Annotated in this window: 15 protein-coding genes; all 15 read right to left on the reverse strand. The window is 71.4% G+C overall.

The features are described 5' to 3' along the window. The 15 genes from aroB to GPA03_RS03675 all read right to left on the reverse strand — a co-directional run bounded on the left by aroB (window position 1) and on the right by GPA03_RS03675 (window position 13,565). Window positions 1-1,077 (reverse strand): 3-dehydroquinate synthase, encoded by a 1,077-nt coding sequence (aroB, locus tag GPA03_RS03605; RefSeq protein WP_156250604.1) that lies wholly within the window; start codon window positions 1,075-1,077, stop codon window positions 1-3. Beyond that, on the reverse strand, window positions 1,074-1,592 hold the full coding sequence (locus GPA03_RS03610; protein ID WP_156250605.1) for a shikimate kinase: 519 nt from the start codon (window positions 1,590-1,592) through the stop codon (window positions 1,074-1,076). Before GPA03_RS03610 ends, aroB begins: the two co-directional genes overlap by 4 nt. After that, a complete protein-coding gene (gene aroC, locus GPA03_RS03615) occupies window positions 1,589-2,806 on the reverse strand; it encodes a chorismate synthase (RefSeq protein ID WP_156250606.1) in 1,218 nt (405 codons plus the stop codon). The genes GPA03_RS03610 and aroC overlap by 4 nt, the downstream gene beginning before the upstream one ends. A 43-nt stretch (window positions 2,807-2,849) precedes the next feature. Further along, the gene (locus GPA03_RS03620) at window positions 2,850-3,497 is read right to left on the reverse strand and encodes a prepilin peptidase (RefSeq protein WP_162458243.1); all 648 of its coding nucleotides are present in this window, start codon (window positions 3,495-3,497) and stop codon (window positions 2,850-2,852) included. Beyond that, window positions 3,494-4,354: a shikimate dehydrogenase gene (locus GPA03_RS03625; protein ID WP_156250608.1), complete on the reverse strand. Its 861-nt coding sequence runs from the start codon at window positions 4,352-4,354 to the stop codon at window positions 3,494-3,496. The genes GPA03_RS03620 and GPA03_RS03625 overlap by 4 nt, the downstream gene beginning before the upstream one ends. A gap of 4 nt (window positions 4,355-4,358) precedes the next feature. Next, window positions 4,359-5,531 carry an endolytic transglycosylase MltG gene (gene mltG, locus GPA03_RS03630; protein ID WP_156250609.1) on the reverse strand — a complete coding sequence of 391 codons (1,173 nt, stop codon included), beginning with the start codon at window positions 5,529-5,531 and terminating at the stop codon, window positions 4,359-4,361. Then, the gene (gene mltG / locus GPA03_RS03635) at window positions 5,510-6,673 is read right to left on the reverse strand and encodes an endolytic transglycosylase MltG (RefSeq protein ID WP_156250610.1); all 1,164 of its coding nucleotides are present in this window, start codon (window positions 6,671-6,673) and stop codon (window positions 5,510-5,512) included. Before mltG (GPA03_RS03635) ends, mltG (GPA03_RS03630) begins: the two co-directional genes overlap by 22 nt. Continuing rightward, entirely contained in the window at window positions 6,670-7,164 is a 495-nt protein-coding gene (gene ruvX, locus GPA03_RS03640; protein ID WP_241681072.1) for a Holliday junction resolvase RuvX, read from the reverse strand. Before ruvX ends, mltG (GPA03_RS03635) begins: the two co-directional genes overlap by 4 nt. Beyond that, window positions 7,157-9,832, reverse strand: coding sequence for an alanine--tRNA ligase (gene alaS / locus GPA03_RS03645; protein ID WP_156250612.1), 2,676 nt, complete (start codon window positions 9,830-9,832; stop codon window positions 7,157-7,159). Before alaS ends, ruvX begins: the two co-directional genes overlap by 8 nt. Window positions 9,833-9,837: 5 nt before the next feature. Then, a complete protein-coding gene (locus tag GPA03_RS03650; protein ID WP_156250613.1) occupies window positions 9,838-10,176 on the reverse strand; it encodes a hypothetical protein in 339 nt (112 codons plus the stop codon). Next, on the reverse strand, window positions 10,173-10,541 hold the full coding sequence (locus GPA03_RS03655; protein WP_156250614.1) for a DUF948 domain-containing protein: 369 nt from the start codon (window positions 10,539-10,541) through the stop codon (window positions 10,173-10,175). The genes GPA03_RS03650 and GPA03_RS03655 overlap by 4 nt, the downstream gene beginning before the upstream one ends. Before the next feature lie 108 nt (window positions 10,542-10,649). Beyond that, window positions 10,650-11,279, reverse strand: a complete 630-nt coding sequence (rpsD, locus tag GPA03_RS03660; protein ID WP_156250615.1) for a 30S ribosomal protein S4 — start codon at window positions 11,277-11,279, stop codon at window positions 10,650-10,652. Between the two features lie 164 nt (window positions 11,280-11,443). Continuing rightward, the gene (locus tag GPA03_RS03665) at window positions 11,444-11,740 is read right to left on the reverse strand and encodes a hypothetical protein (protein WP_156250616.1); all 297 of its coding nucleotides are present in this window, start codon (window positions 11,738-11,740) and stop codon (window positions 11,444-11,446) included. Between the two features lie 70 nt (window positions 11,741-11,810). Next, window positions 11,811-13,169, reverse strand: a complete 1,359-nt coding sequence (locus tag GPA03_RS03670) for a replication-associated recombination protein A (RefSeq protein ID WP_156250617.1) — start codon at window positions 13,167-13,169, stop codon at window positions 11,811-11,813. Between the two features lie 30 nt (window positions 13,170-13,199). Then, entirely contained in the window at window positions 13,200-13,565 is a 366-nt protein-coding gene (locus GPA03_RS03675; RefSeq protein ID WP_156250618.1) for a VOC family protein, read from the reverse strand. Between the last annotated feature and the right edge of the window lie 77 nt (window positions 13,566-13,642).

The following is a 13,642-nucleotide window of genomic DNA, read 5'->3' on the forward strand; positions in this document are numbered from 1 at the left end:
TCAGCCTAGGGTCACGGCGGCGTAGGCCTCGACGAGGAGGTCGTCGGCCGGCCCCTCGAGGCGCCCGGGCTGGGCGATGCCGTCGAGCACCACGAAGCGGAGCCGGTCGCCGCGGGTCTTCTTGTCGCGGCGCATCGCCTCGTGGAGCTGCAGCCAACGGCCGCCCACGTAGCCGAGCGGAAGCCCGAGCCGACCGAGGAGGTCCCGGTGCTGTGCCACGGTGCCGGGATCGAGGCGTCCGGCCAGCCGCGCGAGCTCGGCCGCGTAGACCATCCCCACGCTCACGGCCTCGCCGTGGCGCCAGCGATAGTGCTCGCCGTGCTCGATCGCGTGGCCGAAGGTGTGCCCGTAGTTGAGGATCTCCCGCAGGTGCGACTCCCGCAGATCGGCCGAGACCACGTCGGCCTTCACCTGGATCGCGCGGCGCACGAGCTCGGCGAGCTCCTCCGAGACCGGGTCCGTCGCCGCCTCGGTCGAGGCGTCGACGATCCGCAGGATCTCCGGGTCGGCGATGAAGCCACACTTGACGACCTCCGCGAGGCCGGCGACGAGATCGGCACGCGGCAGCGTCCGCAACGTCGAGAGGTCGCACAGCACCGCCGACGGCGAGTGGAACGCTCCCACGAGGTTCTTTCCCGCGGCGGTGTTGATCCCGGTCTTGCCGCCGACCGCGGCGTCGACCATCGCGAGCAGCGTGGTCGGGACCTGGATCACGCGCACGCCGCGCAACCAGGTGGCTGCGACGAAGCCGGCCAGGTCGGTGGTCGCGCCGCCGCCGATGCCGACGACGACGTCCTCACGCCCGAACGCCGCCTCTCCCAGGGCACTCCAGGAGCGGGTGAGCATGTCCGCGGTCTTGGCGTCCTCGCCGTCGGGCACCTCGATCGTGCTCACCCCGTAGCCCGCGGCGGTGAGCGCCTCGGACGCCCCCGCGACGGCTCGCGCCACCGGAGCCGCGTGCATGAGCAGGACCCGCCGCGCCTGGTCACCGACCAGCGGCACCAGCTCCTGGCCGAGGTCGGTGCCGATGACGACCTGGTAGTCACGCTCGGCGCGGACGTCGATGCGCTGGGTCATCGCTGCCCCAGCTCGGCGAGCACCTGGTCGGCGACCTGTGCGGGAGTGAGGCCGTCGGTGTCGACCGTGATCTGCGCGAGCGCGCTGTAGATCGGGCGGCGCGCCTCGGCCAGCGCGAGCCACTGCTTGCGGGGGCTGCCGATCAGCAGCGGGCGGCTCGCGGAGAGCCCCACCCGCGGCGAGGCAGCGGCGAGCGACACCTCGAGGTGGACCACCCGCCGGTCGGCGAGGTCGGCCTGGGTGTCCGGGTCGAGGATCGCCCCACCACCGAGCGCTAGGACGCCGGTGTGCTCGGCGAGCGCCGCCCGCACGGCGGCACGCTCCAGGGCGCGGAAGTGCTCCTCGCCGTGGTTGATGAAGATGTCCGCGATCGGCTCGCCTGCGGCGGCCTCGACGTCGCTGTCGCTGTCGCGGAAGCCGACGCCGAGCGCCTCGGCCACCAGGCGACCCACGGTCGACTTGCCGGCCCCGGGCAGCCCGATGATGATCGCCGCCGGTCCTGTCACCGCGCTCATCGCATCGACTCCGGAATCTCGGCAAGGTAGGCATCGACGTTGCGCTTGATCTCGGTCAGGCTGTCTCCGCCGAACTTCTCCGTGAGCGCCTCGGCGAGCACCAGCGCGACCATTGCCTCGGCGATCACGGCAGCGGGCGCGGCGGCGCAGGTGTCGGAGCGCTGGTGCAGCGCGGTGGCTGCGGCGCCGGTGGCCACGTCGATGGTGGCCAGTGCGCGCGGAACCGTGGAGATGGGCTTGAGCGCCGCGCGGACCTTGACGATCTCACCGTTGGTCATCCCGCCCTCGACGCCGCCCGCCCGGTTGGTGCGACGGCGAACACGGCCCTGCGCGTCACGCTCGATCTCGTCGTGGGCCTGGCTCCCACGCCGTGCGGCGGTGCGGAACCCGTCGCCGACCTCGACCCCCTTGATCGCCTGGATGCCCATCAGGGCACCGGCGAGCCTGGCGTCCATGCGACGGTCGCTGTGCACGTAGGAGCCGAGCCCCGGGGGGACCCCGTACGCGAGCACCTCGACGACGCCACCCAGGGTGTCGCCGTCCTTCTTGGCGGCATCGATCTCGGCGACCATCGCCGCCGAGCTCGGGGCGTGGAACGAGCGGATCGGATCGGCGTCGAGGGCGTCGACGTCCTCGGGTCCGGGCAGCGGCGCGTCATCGGGGGTGCCGACCTCACCGACCGAGACCACGTGCGAGACGAGTCGGATGCCGGCCGCCTGCTCCAGCAGCGCAGCGGCCACGGAACCGAGCGCGACCCGGGTGGCGGTCTCGCGGGCGGACGCCCGCTCGAGAACAGGGCGGGCGTCGTCGAGGTGGTGCTTGACCATGCCGACGAGGTCCGCGTGACCGGGACGTGGCCGCGTGAGGGGCTTGTTGCGCGCCTGCTCGCGCTCGTCACCGGTGCCGGCGTCGACGGCGAGCGCCTCGGTCTCCACCGGGTCGGCCGCCATCACGGTCTCCCACTTGGGCCACTCCGAGTTGGCGATCTCGAGCGCGATCGGACCGCCCTGCGTGAGCCCGTGGCGGACGCCGCCGAGGATGCGCAGGGCGTCCTTCTCGAACTTCTGCCGCGCGCCGCGGCCGTGACCGAGCCGGCGTCGAGCAAGCGCGGCCTCCACATCCCCGGTCGTGAGCGACACGCCGGCCGGCATCCCTTCGAGGATGCCCACGAGCGCGGGACCGTGCGACTCGCCGGCCGTCAACCATCTGAGCATGTCGCCATCCTGACACGCCGGCCGCGGCGTGCCGCCGCGGCGTTCAGGGTGTGGTCGTCAGTCCGGCCGAGGTGACGGCGACCGCCGCGACAGCGCCGAGCACGAGCCAGGGCCCGAACGCGAGCGCCGTGCTGCGGCTTGCCCGCGCGAACGCGAGCAGCACGACGGCGGCGAGCCCGCCGAGGAGGAACGTGGCGACGACCCCGACGAGCACCGACGTCCAGCCGAACCAGCCCAGGAAGACACCGAGAAGGCCTGCGAGCTTGACGTCGCCCAGCCCCAGCGAGCGGGGCGAGATCAGTGCGAGCGCCAAGAACGCGAGCCCGAGCACCACCCCGGCCGCGAGTGCACGGCCCAGTGGGTCCCACTGGCCCTGCTGCGCCGAGACCACGACCAGGCCCGCGACGAGCGTGGCCGCCGTCGGGATCGTCACGACGTCGGGCAACCGATGGCAGTCGAGGTCGACGGCGACCAGCACGGCACATCCGAGGCCGAGGGCGGCGAACGTGACGAGCTGCAGCCAGCCCTCGGCGAGCACGGCCGCGCCGGCACCGGCCAGCGCGGCGAGCAGGGCGACGGCGACGCGTGAGGTCCAGGCTCCGGGGTCGCCGGTCACGAGACGGCGCACCGGCAGCGCCGTGGCGATCGCGGCGAGGGCCGTCGCCGAACCGGCGACGACCAGGGGGCTCACGAGCCCGCGACGGCGCCCACCAGGGCCGCGCGCATCGCCTCCACAGGCGCCGGCCGGCCGGTGAACAGCCGTACCTGCTCGCACGCCTGGTGCAGCAGCATCAGATAGCCCGGAGCGACCGACCCACCCGAGGCGAGCCACTGGGTGGGCAGCGGGGTGGGCCAGCCCTCGTAGACGACGTCGATCAGCGCCTGCGCGGGGTCGAGCGCGGTGGCGGCGACCAGCGGTGCGAGGTCGGCCGATGCGCCGCCGGGCACGGTGCTGATCACGATCTCGGCGTCGCGGAGCAACCCGCCCGCCCGGTCTGTACCCAGCGCCACGAGCTCGGGCTCGACACCCATCGTCGCTGCGGCGCGCAGCACGGTGCCGGCCCGGCCGAGGCTGCGAACCAGGACCACCGGGCGGTGGACGCCGAGCTCGCCGAGCGCGGCGACCGCGGAGGCTGCGGTGGCACCGCCACCGATGATCACGCCGCGGCTGCGCCCGCCCGTGGCCGGCTGCGGCGAGGCCTCCTTGAGCGCCTGCACGAGACCGTAGACGTCGGTGTTGGCCCCGACGCGCAGGCCACCGGGCTGGAAGATGATCGTGTTGACCGCGCCGACGGCATCGGCGAGCGGCTGCACCACGTCCACGCACCGCAGCGCGGCCTGCTTGAGCGGCATCGTGAGCGACAACCCGGCCCACTCGGCACCGAGTCCGCTCAGGAACCCGGGGAGGTCGGGCTCGTCGACGTCGTGGAGCCCGTAGCTCCAGGCGTCGAGTCCGAGCGCCTGGTACGCGGTGCGGTGCAGCACCGGGGAGAGCGAGTGCGCCACCGGGTGCCCCAGCACCGCGGCGCGACGCTCGGATGTCGTCACCGTCTCAGCCCTCGCTCTCGGTGGGTTCGTCGGCGGCGGCCGACTGCTCCTCACGCCAGCCCTCGAGCCACTCCCGATACCTGGCGCGGTTCTCCTCGTGCTCGGCCGGGTCGTCGGTGAACAACGTCTCGCCGGTCTCGAGGTTGACGGTGACGAAGTAGCACCAGCTTCCCTCGGGCGGGGCGAGCACGGCCTCGATCGAGGCGGTGCTCGGCGAGTTGATCGGCGCCGGGGGCAGCCCCTCGAACACGTAGGTGTTGTACGGCGTGCTGTCGTCGGAGAGGTCGTCCAGGGTCAGGTCCGTGACCGCCTTGTCCAGCCCGTACGCCACGGTCGAGTTCATCTGCAGCAGGGGGCCGACGTCGGAGCACCCGGCGAGCCGGTTGGTCAGCACCCGGGCGACCCGGCCGCGATCCTCGGGATCCTTGACCTCCGCCTCCACGATCGAGGCGCGGATCAGCGTGCTCTCACGATCGGCCGGCGCGACGCCGTACTCGTCGAGCACCTCGACCGTGCGGTCGATCATCCGCTGCAGCACCTGCAGCAGCGGCTCCTCGGGACCGATCGAGTAGGCCTCCGCGTACAGCCAGCCCTCGGGCCCGCCGTCCGCGCCCTCGGGGAGGGTGACCTGGGCGAGCGCGGCCTCGACGTCGGCGACGGGCACCCCCATGACCTCGGCGACCTTCGCGATGATCTGTCCCTGGCGCCAGCCCGGTGGGATCGTCAGCGTCCGGTCGGCACGGTTCGCGGGGTCCAGCAGCGCTACCACGGCGTCGGAGGCACGCATCTGCTGCGCCAGCGTGTAGGTGCCCGCGCCGATGCCGCTCGCGGCCTCGTTGTTCGCGTACGCGTCGACGAAGGCATCGGCTGTCGCCACGACGTCCGACTCGACCAGCACGCCGGCGATCGCCTGCGGGTCGGGGTCGTCGATCACCACCGAGACCACGCCCGATCCTGGGCCGGGGTAGTCCGTGACCGGTTCAGCACCCGGTTCCTCGAACAACGGCAGCACGAGTCGCCACGCTCCCCCGATCAGCAGGACCAGGGCGATCACGAGCACGACGAGAACCGTCAGGTTCCGACGCCGCCTGTCCCGCACCCGGGAGTGACGGCGGCCCTCGGAGCCGGAGGTGTCGGTCTGTGACGAGTCCTCGTTCAGCGGTTGGACTCCCGCCACTGCTGGTACTCCTCCTTGAACGCCAGGAACTCCTGGTAGTCGCCGGTGAACTTGGTCTCACCGGTATCGAGGTTGACGGTGACGAAGTAGCAGTACTCGCCCGCCGGCGGGTTCGCCGCCGCAGCGATCGAGCTCTCCCCCGGTGAGGCGATCGGGGTCGGTGGCAGCCCGACGATCACGCGGGTGTTGTACGGCGTGTCGGCCGCCCACTCGCTCTGAGTGATCTCGCTCGCAGGCTTGTTCAGCTCGTAGGCCAACGTGCTGTCCATCTCGAGGCGGCCGCTGTCGTTGCACTGCTGCAAGCGGTTCTCGATCACCTGGGCGACGTTGCCGCGGTCCTCCTCGCGAGACACCTCACGCTCGACGATCGAGGCCTTGACGATCACGTCGTGCCACGCATCCTGCGGGACCTCGTTGCGCTCGAGGACGCTCACGGTCATGTCGACCATGCCCTGCAGCACGGCCAGGGGCTCGGCGTCCTCGGCGATGGAGTAGGTCGACGGGAACAGCCAGCCCTCGATCGCACCCTCGGCCTCGGCGGGGAGCGTGACCTCCGCGGCCGCGGCCTCGACGTCGGCGACGTCCAGCTCCAGCTGCTCCGCGAGGCGTTCGTAGATCTGGGTCGCGCGCCAGCCCTCGGGGACCGTGATGCTCGAGTCGGAACGGCTGGCGGGATCCAGCAGCGCGGCCACGGCGTCGACCGCCGGGAGCTGCTGCATCAGGGTGTAGGTGCCCGGCTGGATGCCTGCCGCGTCGGCGTTCGCGTTGTAGGCGGCGACGAACGCAGGAACGGTCGCGACCACACCGGCATCGACCAGGGTCTGCCCGATCGCCGCGCCGCTGTCACCGGGGCTGACGACGACCTCGACCGAGCCCACACCCGGGCCGGGGAAGTCGGACGGACCCGAGCTGGGGTCCTCGCCACCGCCGCTGAAGAGCGGACGCAGCAGCAGGATCGCACCGACGACGATGACGGCGAGGCCGAGCACCATCGCCACGAAGGTGAAGATGGTCCGCTGCCGCTGGGCACGCTTCTTGGCGCGACGACGCCGCTCAGCACGTGCGCTGCGGTCGGAGGGGCCGGTGTCCTCATGGCCGTCCGAGCCCACGTCCGAGTCGGATTCGTGGAACAGGTCCGTCACGGGATCTCCTCTTCTCCCCCTCGATCGGTCTCGAGCAACGTTCCGGCTGGTGAGCCGGTACCCCGTTCGGTGTCGAGTGCGTTCTGCAGGATAAGCACAGCGGCGACCTGATCGACTACCTGCCGCTGGGTGCGTCCGCTCCGCCCGGAACGGGTGAGTGCCTGGTGGGCCGTCACGGTCGTCAACCGCTCGTCCACCAGGCGCACGGGGACCGGTCGCACCGCGTGTGCCAGTCTGGAAGCGTACGCGAGGACGTCCTTGGCGGCGCGTCCTTCGGCACCGGAAAGGCTGCGCGGGAGCCCGACGACGACCTCGATCGCCTCCGCCTCGGTAACGATCTCGGTGATCTCGGCGATCTGGTCCTCGCGGGGTGTCCGCTTCAGCGTGGCCACCGGGGTGGCGAGCATCCCGGAGGGATCGCACCGCGCGACGCCGATCCGGACCGACCCGACGTCGATCCCGATGCGGGCGCCTCGACGGACCTCAGGCACGCGCCAGCTCGTCCGCCACCGCTGCCAGGGCGGGCTCGACTGCGCCTGCATCGGTACCGCCGCCCTGCGCGATGTCGTCCTTGCCGCCGCCGCCACCGCCGAGGACCTTGGCCGCGACGCGTACGAGCGCACCGGCCTTGGCGCCGACCGCGCGTGCCGCGTCGTTGGTCGCCACCACGATCACGGGACGATCCGCCGCGACACCGGTGAGGGCGACGAGCGCCGCCCCGTCGTTGCCGAGCCGGTCCCGAAGATCGAGCACCAGCGTGCGCAGGTCGTCGGCCGAGGAGATGTCGCCGACGTGTTGGAGCACCGCACGCACGCCACCGATGTCGCGGGCGGTCTCCACCAGCCCGCCGGCGTTGGCGAGCAGCTGCCCCTGCCGGATCTCGGCGAGCTGCTTCTCGGCGTCCTTGAGCTTGCCGAGCAGCCCGGAGATGCGCTCAGGGAGCTCCTCGCCGCGGGCGCCGACCAGCTGCGAGAGCTGGCTCACGAGCGCATGCTCCTTGGCGGCGTACCCGTACGCGCCCTCACCGACGAGCGCGTCGATGCGCCGGACACCGGACCCGATCGAGGCCTCCCCCAGCAGCGTGACCAGGCCGAGCCTGCCCGTGCGCTCCACGTGGGTGCCCGCGCACAGCTCCTTGCTCCAGTCGCCGCCGATCGAGACCACGCGCACGTTCCGGCCGTACTTCTCGCCGAAGAGCGCCATCGCACCCGCCGCACGTGCGTCGTCGATGTCCATGATCTCGTCGGTGACGTCGAGGTTCTCGGTGAGCTGGCTGTTGACCCGGCCCTCGACCTCGGACAGCACGGACGTCGGGACCGAGCTGCCGTGCCGGAAGTCGAAGCGCAGCCGCGAGGGCGCGTTCTCCGAACCCGCCTGCGTGGCCTGCTCACCCAGGTGCTCGTGCAGCGCCTTGTGCACCATGTGGGTGGCGGTGTGGGCGCGGGCGATCGCACCACGGCGGTGCGTGTCGATGGTCGCCACGCCCGCCTCGTCGAGCGCGAGCGTGCCCTCGACCAGCCGGCCACGGTGCACGTGCAGCCCCTTGACGGGGCTCTGGACGTCGGCGACGTCCACAAGACCGCCGCCGGTGAACCCGATCGTGCCCTGGTCGGCGAGCTGACCGCCGGCCTCGGCGTAGAACGGGGTCTGGTCGAGGATGACCTCCACATCGGCCGGTGCCTGCGCGACCTGCGCCGGGACGCCGTCGACCAGCAGTCCGACGAGGCGGACCTGAGCGGTGTCGTCGGTGTAGCCGAGGAACCTGTCGGAGCCACCCAGGCGGTTCAGCACCTCCTGGTACACGCTCGCGTCGACGTGGCCCGACTTCTTGGCGAGCGCGTCGGCGCGCGCACGCGAACGCTGCTCCGCCATCAGCGAGCGGAACCCCTCTTCGTCGACCTGCACACCCTGCTCAGCCGCCATCTCGAGGGTCAGGTCGATCGGGAAGCCATAGGTGTCGTGCAGCGCGAATGCCTCGGAGCCGGCGAGGACCGGTGTCTTCGAGCCGCCCTTCGCCCGCGCGACGGCGGTGTCGAGGATCGTGGTCCCGGACACGAGCGTGCGCCGGAACGCGTGCTCCTCCTCGTACGCGACCTGCGAGATGACCTCGAAGCCCTGCTCGAGCTCGGGGTAGGACTCCTTCATCGCATCCTTGGACACCGGCAACAGCTCCGGCAGCGTCGGCTCGTCGAGACCCAGCAGCCGCATCGACCGGACCGCACGGCGGATCAGCCGGCGCAGCACGTAGCCGCGGCCGTCGTTGCCGGGGCGCACGCCGTCACCGATGAGCATGAGGGAGGACCGCACGTGGTCGGCGATGACGCGCATCCGGACGTCGTCCTCGCGGACGTCGCCGTAGCGGCGTCCTGTCAGCTCCTGCGTCTTCTCGATGACGCCGAAGACCTCGTCGATCTCGTAGATGTTGTCCTTGCCCTGCAGGATCGCGGCAACCCGTTCCAGCCCCATCCCCGTGTCGATGCTCGTCATGGGGAGGCCGCCCAGCAGCTCGTAGTCCTTGCCGGTGCCCGGACCGCGCAGGAACTCGTCGAAGACGAGGTTCCAGATCTCCACGAACCGGTCGCCACCGGTGTCGAGGGCCGGGCCGCCGTCGGGCCCCCGCTCCGGGCCACGGTCGAGGTGCCACTCAGCGGTGGGGCCGGCCGGCCCGGGCTGCCCGGTGTCCCACGAGGCCTCGGCCCACGGCAGCGGCACGATCCGGTCGTTCGCGACACCGACCTGTCGCAGCGCGTCACGCGCGACCTCGTCCTCCTCCCAGATGGTCACCCACAGCAGGTCGAGGTCGAGACCGTAGCCGCCGTCGTCGACCGATCGCGTCAGGAGGTCCTTGGCGAACTCGATCGCGCCCTCCTTGAAGTAGTCGCCGAACGAGAAGTTGCCGTTCATCTGGAAGAACGTGCCGTGCCGAGTGGTCTTGCCGACCTCCTCGATGTCGTTGGTGCGGATGCACTTCTGCACGCTGACCGCGCGCGGCCACGGCGGCTCCTCGGTCCCGACGATGTACGGGATGAACGGAACCATCCCGGCGATCGTGAACAGGATCGAGGGGTCCGGGGACACCAACGATGCGCTCGGCACGATGGTGTGCCCGCGGTCGGCGAAGTAGGTCAGCCAACGCTGACGGATCTCTGCGGTGCGCATGATTCCTAGAAGTAGTCGGTGCCGTCGTCGGGAAGGATGTCGTCATCGTCGACGGCGGAGCTCGGGCGTGCGCGGTGCGCCGCCCTGGTCTCGCGGGCCCTGGCCAGGGTCTGCTCGTCGGGAAGCAGCGCGTTGCGCAGCGCTTCCTCGTTGGCGGCCATCGACTCACGCAGCTGGGTGCCCAGTGTCCCGACGTTGTCGGCGAGCGAGCTGATCGAGGCCGCGATGCCCGCGGGGCTGACCGCGATCGCCACGTCGTTCACGCGGTTGTTGAGCTTGGAGACCTGCTTGAGCACCACGACCGTGACGGCCACGCCGACGCCGATCCAGAACAGCCGCTTCACGAGCGCTCCGCCTTGTTCTCGTCGGAGCGCTTGAACAGGCCGCGCACCGCCATCGAGAACGCCGCGACCTTGATCAGCGGCGTGCCGACCGTCGCGGAGACGAGCGACGTCAGCGCGGAGACGTTCTGCGAGGTCTCCGCTGCTGCCGTGGTCACGGTGTCGACCTTGGCCAGCGAGGCGTTGGTCGTCGTGATCGTGACCGCCGCCTCGTCGATCACGGGCAGCGTGTGCTCCGTGACCTGCTTGAGGCTCTCGCGGGTCTCGTCCAGCACTCGGCCGAGCTTGATGAGCGGAACCGCGAGCGCACCGACGAGCAGCACGAACGCGATCGCCGCGATGAGACCGGCGACGTCACCGAGGTTCATGCGAGTCCTCCAGAGGGTCGGGCAGAAACGAGCAGATACACATGCGCCGCCGGTGGTCCGGCAAATGCCGAGCCTACCGACGGCGCAAGCGTGCTGCGTTCGCGCGGGTCAGCGCGAGTAGTGCTCGACGACCAGCTGGACCTCGCAGGTCACGGGCACCTCGGCGCGCTTGGGGCGGCGCACGAGCTGGAAGCGGAGCTTCTCGAGGTCGACGTCCAGGTACTCCGGCGTGGCCGGGAGCACGTCGCGGTGCGCACCGGCGGCGGCCACCTGGAAGGGGACGGTGGTCTGGCTGCGCGGCTTGACCTGGATGACCTGCCCCGGCTTCACACGGAAGGAGGGGCGGTCGACGATCTTGCCGTCGACGAGGATGTGACGGTGCGTCACAGCCTGCCGGGCCTGCGCGATGGTGCGGCCGAAGCCGGCGCGCAGCACGAGGGCGTCGAGACGCATCTCGAGCAGCTCGACCAGGGACTCACCGGTCAGGTGCGGCTCACGGCGGGCCTCGTCGAAGGCGCGGCGGAGCTGGACCTCGCGGAGCCCGTACTGGGCACGCAGACGCTGCTTCTCCTTGAGTCGGACCGCGTAGTCGGACTCGTTGCGGCGGCGGGCACGACCGTGCTCACCCGGCGGGTAGGGGCGCTTCTCGAAGTACTTGACCGCCTTGGGCGTCAGGGCCAGGCCGAGCGACCTGGACAGGCGCACCTGGCGGCGCGTGCGATCCGATGATGCGGGCATGCGGGATTCTTCTCTTCCTGTCGTGGAACTGCTACGTCACGCTCCCGCCGTCAGGGCGGGGCGCGGGGTCAACTCCACGGGTGCAGGACCCGGTCGGCTAAGACCCCAGGGTGTCGGCCCGGACGTGATACCGGACGGACAAACCACGACAGTCTAGCGCACCCTCAGCGGCGTCCCTTCCCCATGCCGCGGCTGCTGCTGCGGCGTGAGCCGCCGCTCGAACGCCGCGAGCTCGACGAGGTGCGTCGGCTGGTCCTGCGGATCGACGAGCTGCGCTTGCCGAAGCTCGAGGAGCTCCTCGAGGAGCTGCGCGACCCGCCGCTCGACCACGTGCCCGAGCGGCGGCGACGGCGATAGCCGTCGTCGTCGTAGCCGCCGCCCGACCCGCCGCCGAAGATGCGCCAGAGCAGGCTGATCACGACGATGACGACCAGGATCACGATGGCTGCGGAGCTGTCCATGCGCTCACCATGACACCGCACGGTGCCCTCGGCCAGCGCTCACCAGGGGAAGAGGTGCCCGTGGTCTGGCTCAGGACCGTTCGCTACGGCCCAGGATCTCGCGGATCTTGCCGAGCCGGTCCGCGATGCCACGCTCGTAGCCGCGGTCGCTCGGCTCGTAGTAGCGGGCGTCCGCGAGCTCGTCCGGAAGGTACTGCTGCGCCGCGACGGCGTGCGGTGCGTCGTGCGAGTACAGGTACCCGGCTCCGTGGCCGAGCCGCTCGGCGCCGGCGTAGTGGGCGTCGCGCAGGTGCGCGGGCACGGTCCCGATGCGGCCTGCCTCGACATCGGCGATCGCCTTGCCGATCGCGGCGTACGAAGCGTTCGACTTCGGCGCCGTGGCGACGTGCACCACAGCCTCGGCGAGGATGATGCGGCCCTCCGGCATCCCGATCAGCGCGACCGCCTGCGCCGCCGCGACCGCGGTCTGCAACGCTGTCGGATCGGCCATCCCGACATCCTCGGAGGCCGCGATGACGATGCGGCGCGCGATGAAGCGCGGGTCCTCGCCCGCCACCAGCATGCGTGCCAGGTAGTGGAGCGAGGCGTCGACATCGCTGCCCCGCATCGACTTGATGAAGGCGCTGATGACGTCGTAGTGCTGGTCGCCCTGCCGGTCGTACCGCACCGCCGCGACGTCGATCGCCTTCGAGACCGCCTCGGGCGTGATCGTGGCATCGCCGACCTCGATGGCGGTGCCGGCCGCGGCCTCGAGGATCGTCAGGGTCTTGCGCGCATCTCCCCCGGCGAGCCGGAGCAGCTGCTCGCGTGCCTCGTCGTCGAGCTCGACCCGGCCCTTCAGACCCCGATCGTCGACCAGCGCACGCTCGACCAGCGCGGCGAGATCCGCCGTCGTGAGCGGCCTCAGGGTGAGCATGATCGAGCGCGAGAGCAACGGCGAGATCACCGAGAAGCTCGGGTTCTCGGTCGTCGCTGCCATCAGCGTGACCCACCGGTTCTCAACCGCGGGCAGCAACGCATCCTGCTGGGTCTTGGAGAACCGGTGCACCTCGTCGATGAACAGCACGGTCTCGCCGCCGCCGAGCGAGAGCCGCCGGCGCGCCTCGTCGATCACGGCGCGCACGTCCTTGACGCCGGCCGTGACGGCCGACAGCTCGGTGAACCGACGCCCGGAGGCGTGCGCCACGAGGTAGGCCAGCGTGGTCTTGCCGGTGCCGGGCGGACCCCAGAGGATCACCGACGACGACGGCAGGCCGCCCAGCTCGGGCGGCGCGATCAGTCGGCGCAGCGGCGAGCCGGGCTCCAGCAGGTGCCCCTGCCCGACGACCTCGTCGGCGCTCGCCGGGCGCATGCGGACCGCGAGAGGCGCGCTCTGGTCGACGGCCGGCACGCCGGAGTCGTCGGTCGAAGCCGCCTCGAACAGGTCCACGGCACCAGCGTAGGCGGGGCCGGGGACACCTCAGACCGGCGCGTTGCTGGTGCTGAGCTGCAGCCGGTTGCCGAACGGGTCGGTCACGGCCGCCCACCAGCCGAACTCCTCGCTGATGACCGTGCGCGGCACGATCACGGTCCCACCTGCGGCCGCCACGGCCGCCAGGTCGGCCTCGAGGTCGTCGGAGTCGAACGTGGGGCGGAAGAACCCGTCCGACGGCGGCGCCTCCTCGACCTGCTCGAGGCTGCCGATCGGTGCTCCCTCGGGGGTGCTGAGCAGCAGGTACTCACCGAACGCGCTCGGCACGAGCCCGAAGACCTTGCCGTAGAACGCACTCGCTCGGTCGATGTCGGTGACACGCAGCTCCCAGAACCCCACGGTCGGGCTCGCCATGTCGTGCTCCTCTCCAGGCGCCCGGACCTCCCGGGCTCACCACCATGACGCATGAGGTGCCCAGAATTCGACAGGCT

It is taken from the genome of Pseudactinotalea terrae, from assembly GCF_009733845.1.
Classification (GTDB): domain Bacteria; phylum Actinomycetota; class Actinomycetes; order Actinomycetales; family Beutenbergiaceae; genus Pseudactinotalea; species Pseudactinotalea terrae.

Coding starts and splice junctions, on each gene's coding strand:
- aroB (WP_156250604.1), bottom strand. CDS start 1,077: ATGACCCAGCGCATCGACGTCCGCGCCGAGCGTGACTACCAGGTCGTC.
- GPA03_RS03610 (WP_156250605.1), bottom strand. CDS start 1,592: ATGAGCGCGGTGACAGGACCGGCGGCGATCATCATCGGGCTGCCCGGG.
- aroC (WP_156250606.1), bottom strand. CDS start 2,806: ATGCTCAGATGGTTGACGGCCGGCGAGTCGCACGGTCCCGCGCTCGTG.
- alaS (WP_156250612.1), bottom strand. CDS start 9,832: ATGCGCACCGCAGAGATCCGTCAGCGTTGGCTGACCTACTTCGCCGAC.
- GPA03_RS03655 (WP_156250614.1), bottom strand. CDS start 10,541: ATGAACCTCGGTGACGTCGCCGGTCTCATCGCGGCGATCGCGTTCGTG.
- rpsD (WP_156250615.1), bottom strand. CDS start 11,279: ATGCCCGCATCATCGGATCGCACGCGCCGCCAGGTGCGCCTGTCCAGG.
- GPA03_RS03665 (WP_156250616.1), bottom strand. CDS start 11,740: ATGGACAGCTCCGCAGCCATCGTGATCCTGGTCGTCATCGTCGTGATC.
- GPA03_RS03675 (WP_156250618.1), bottom strand. CDS start 13,565: ATGGCGAGCCCGACCGTGGGGTTCTGGGAGCTGCGTGTCACCGACATC.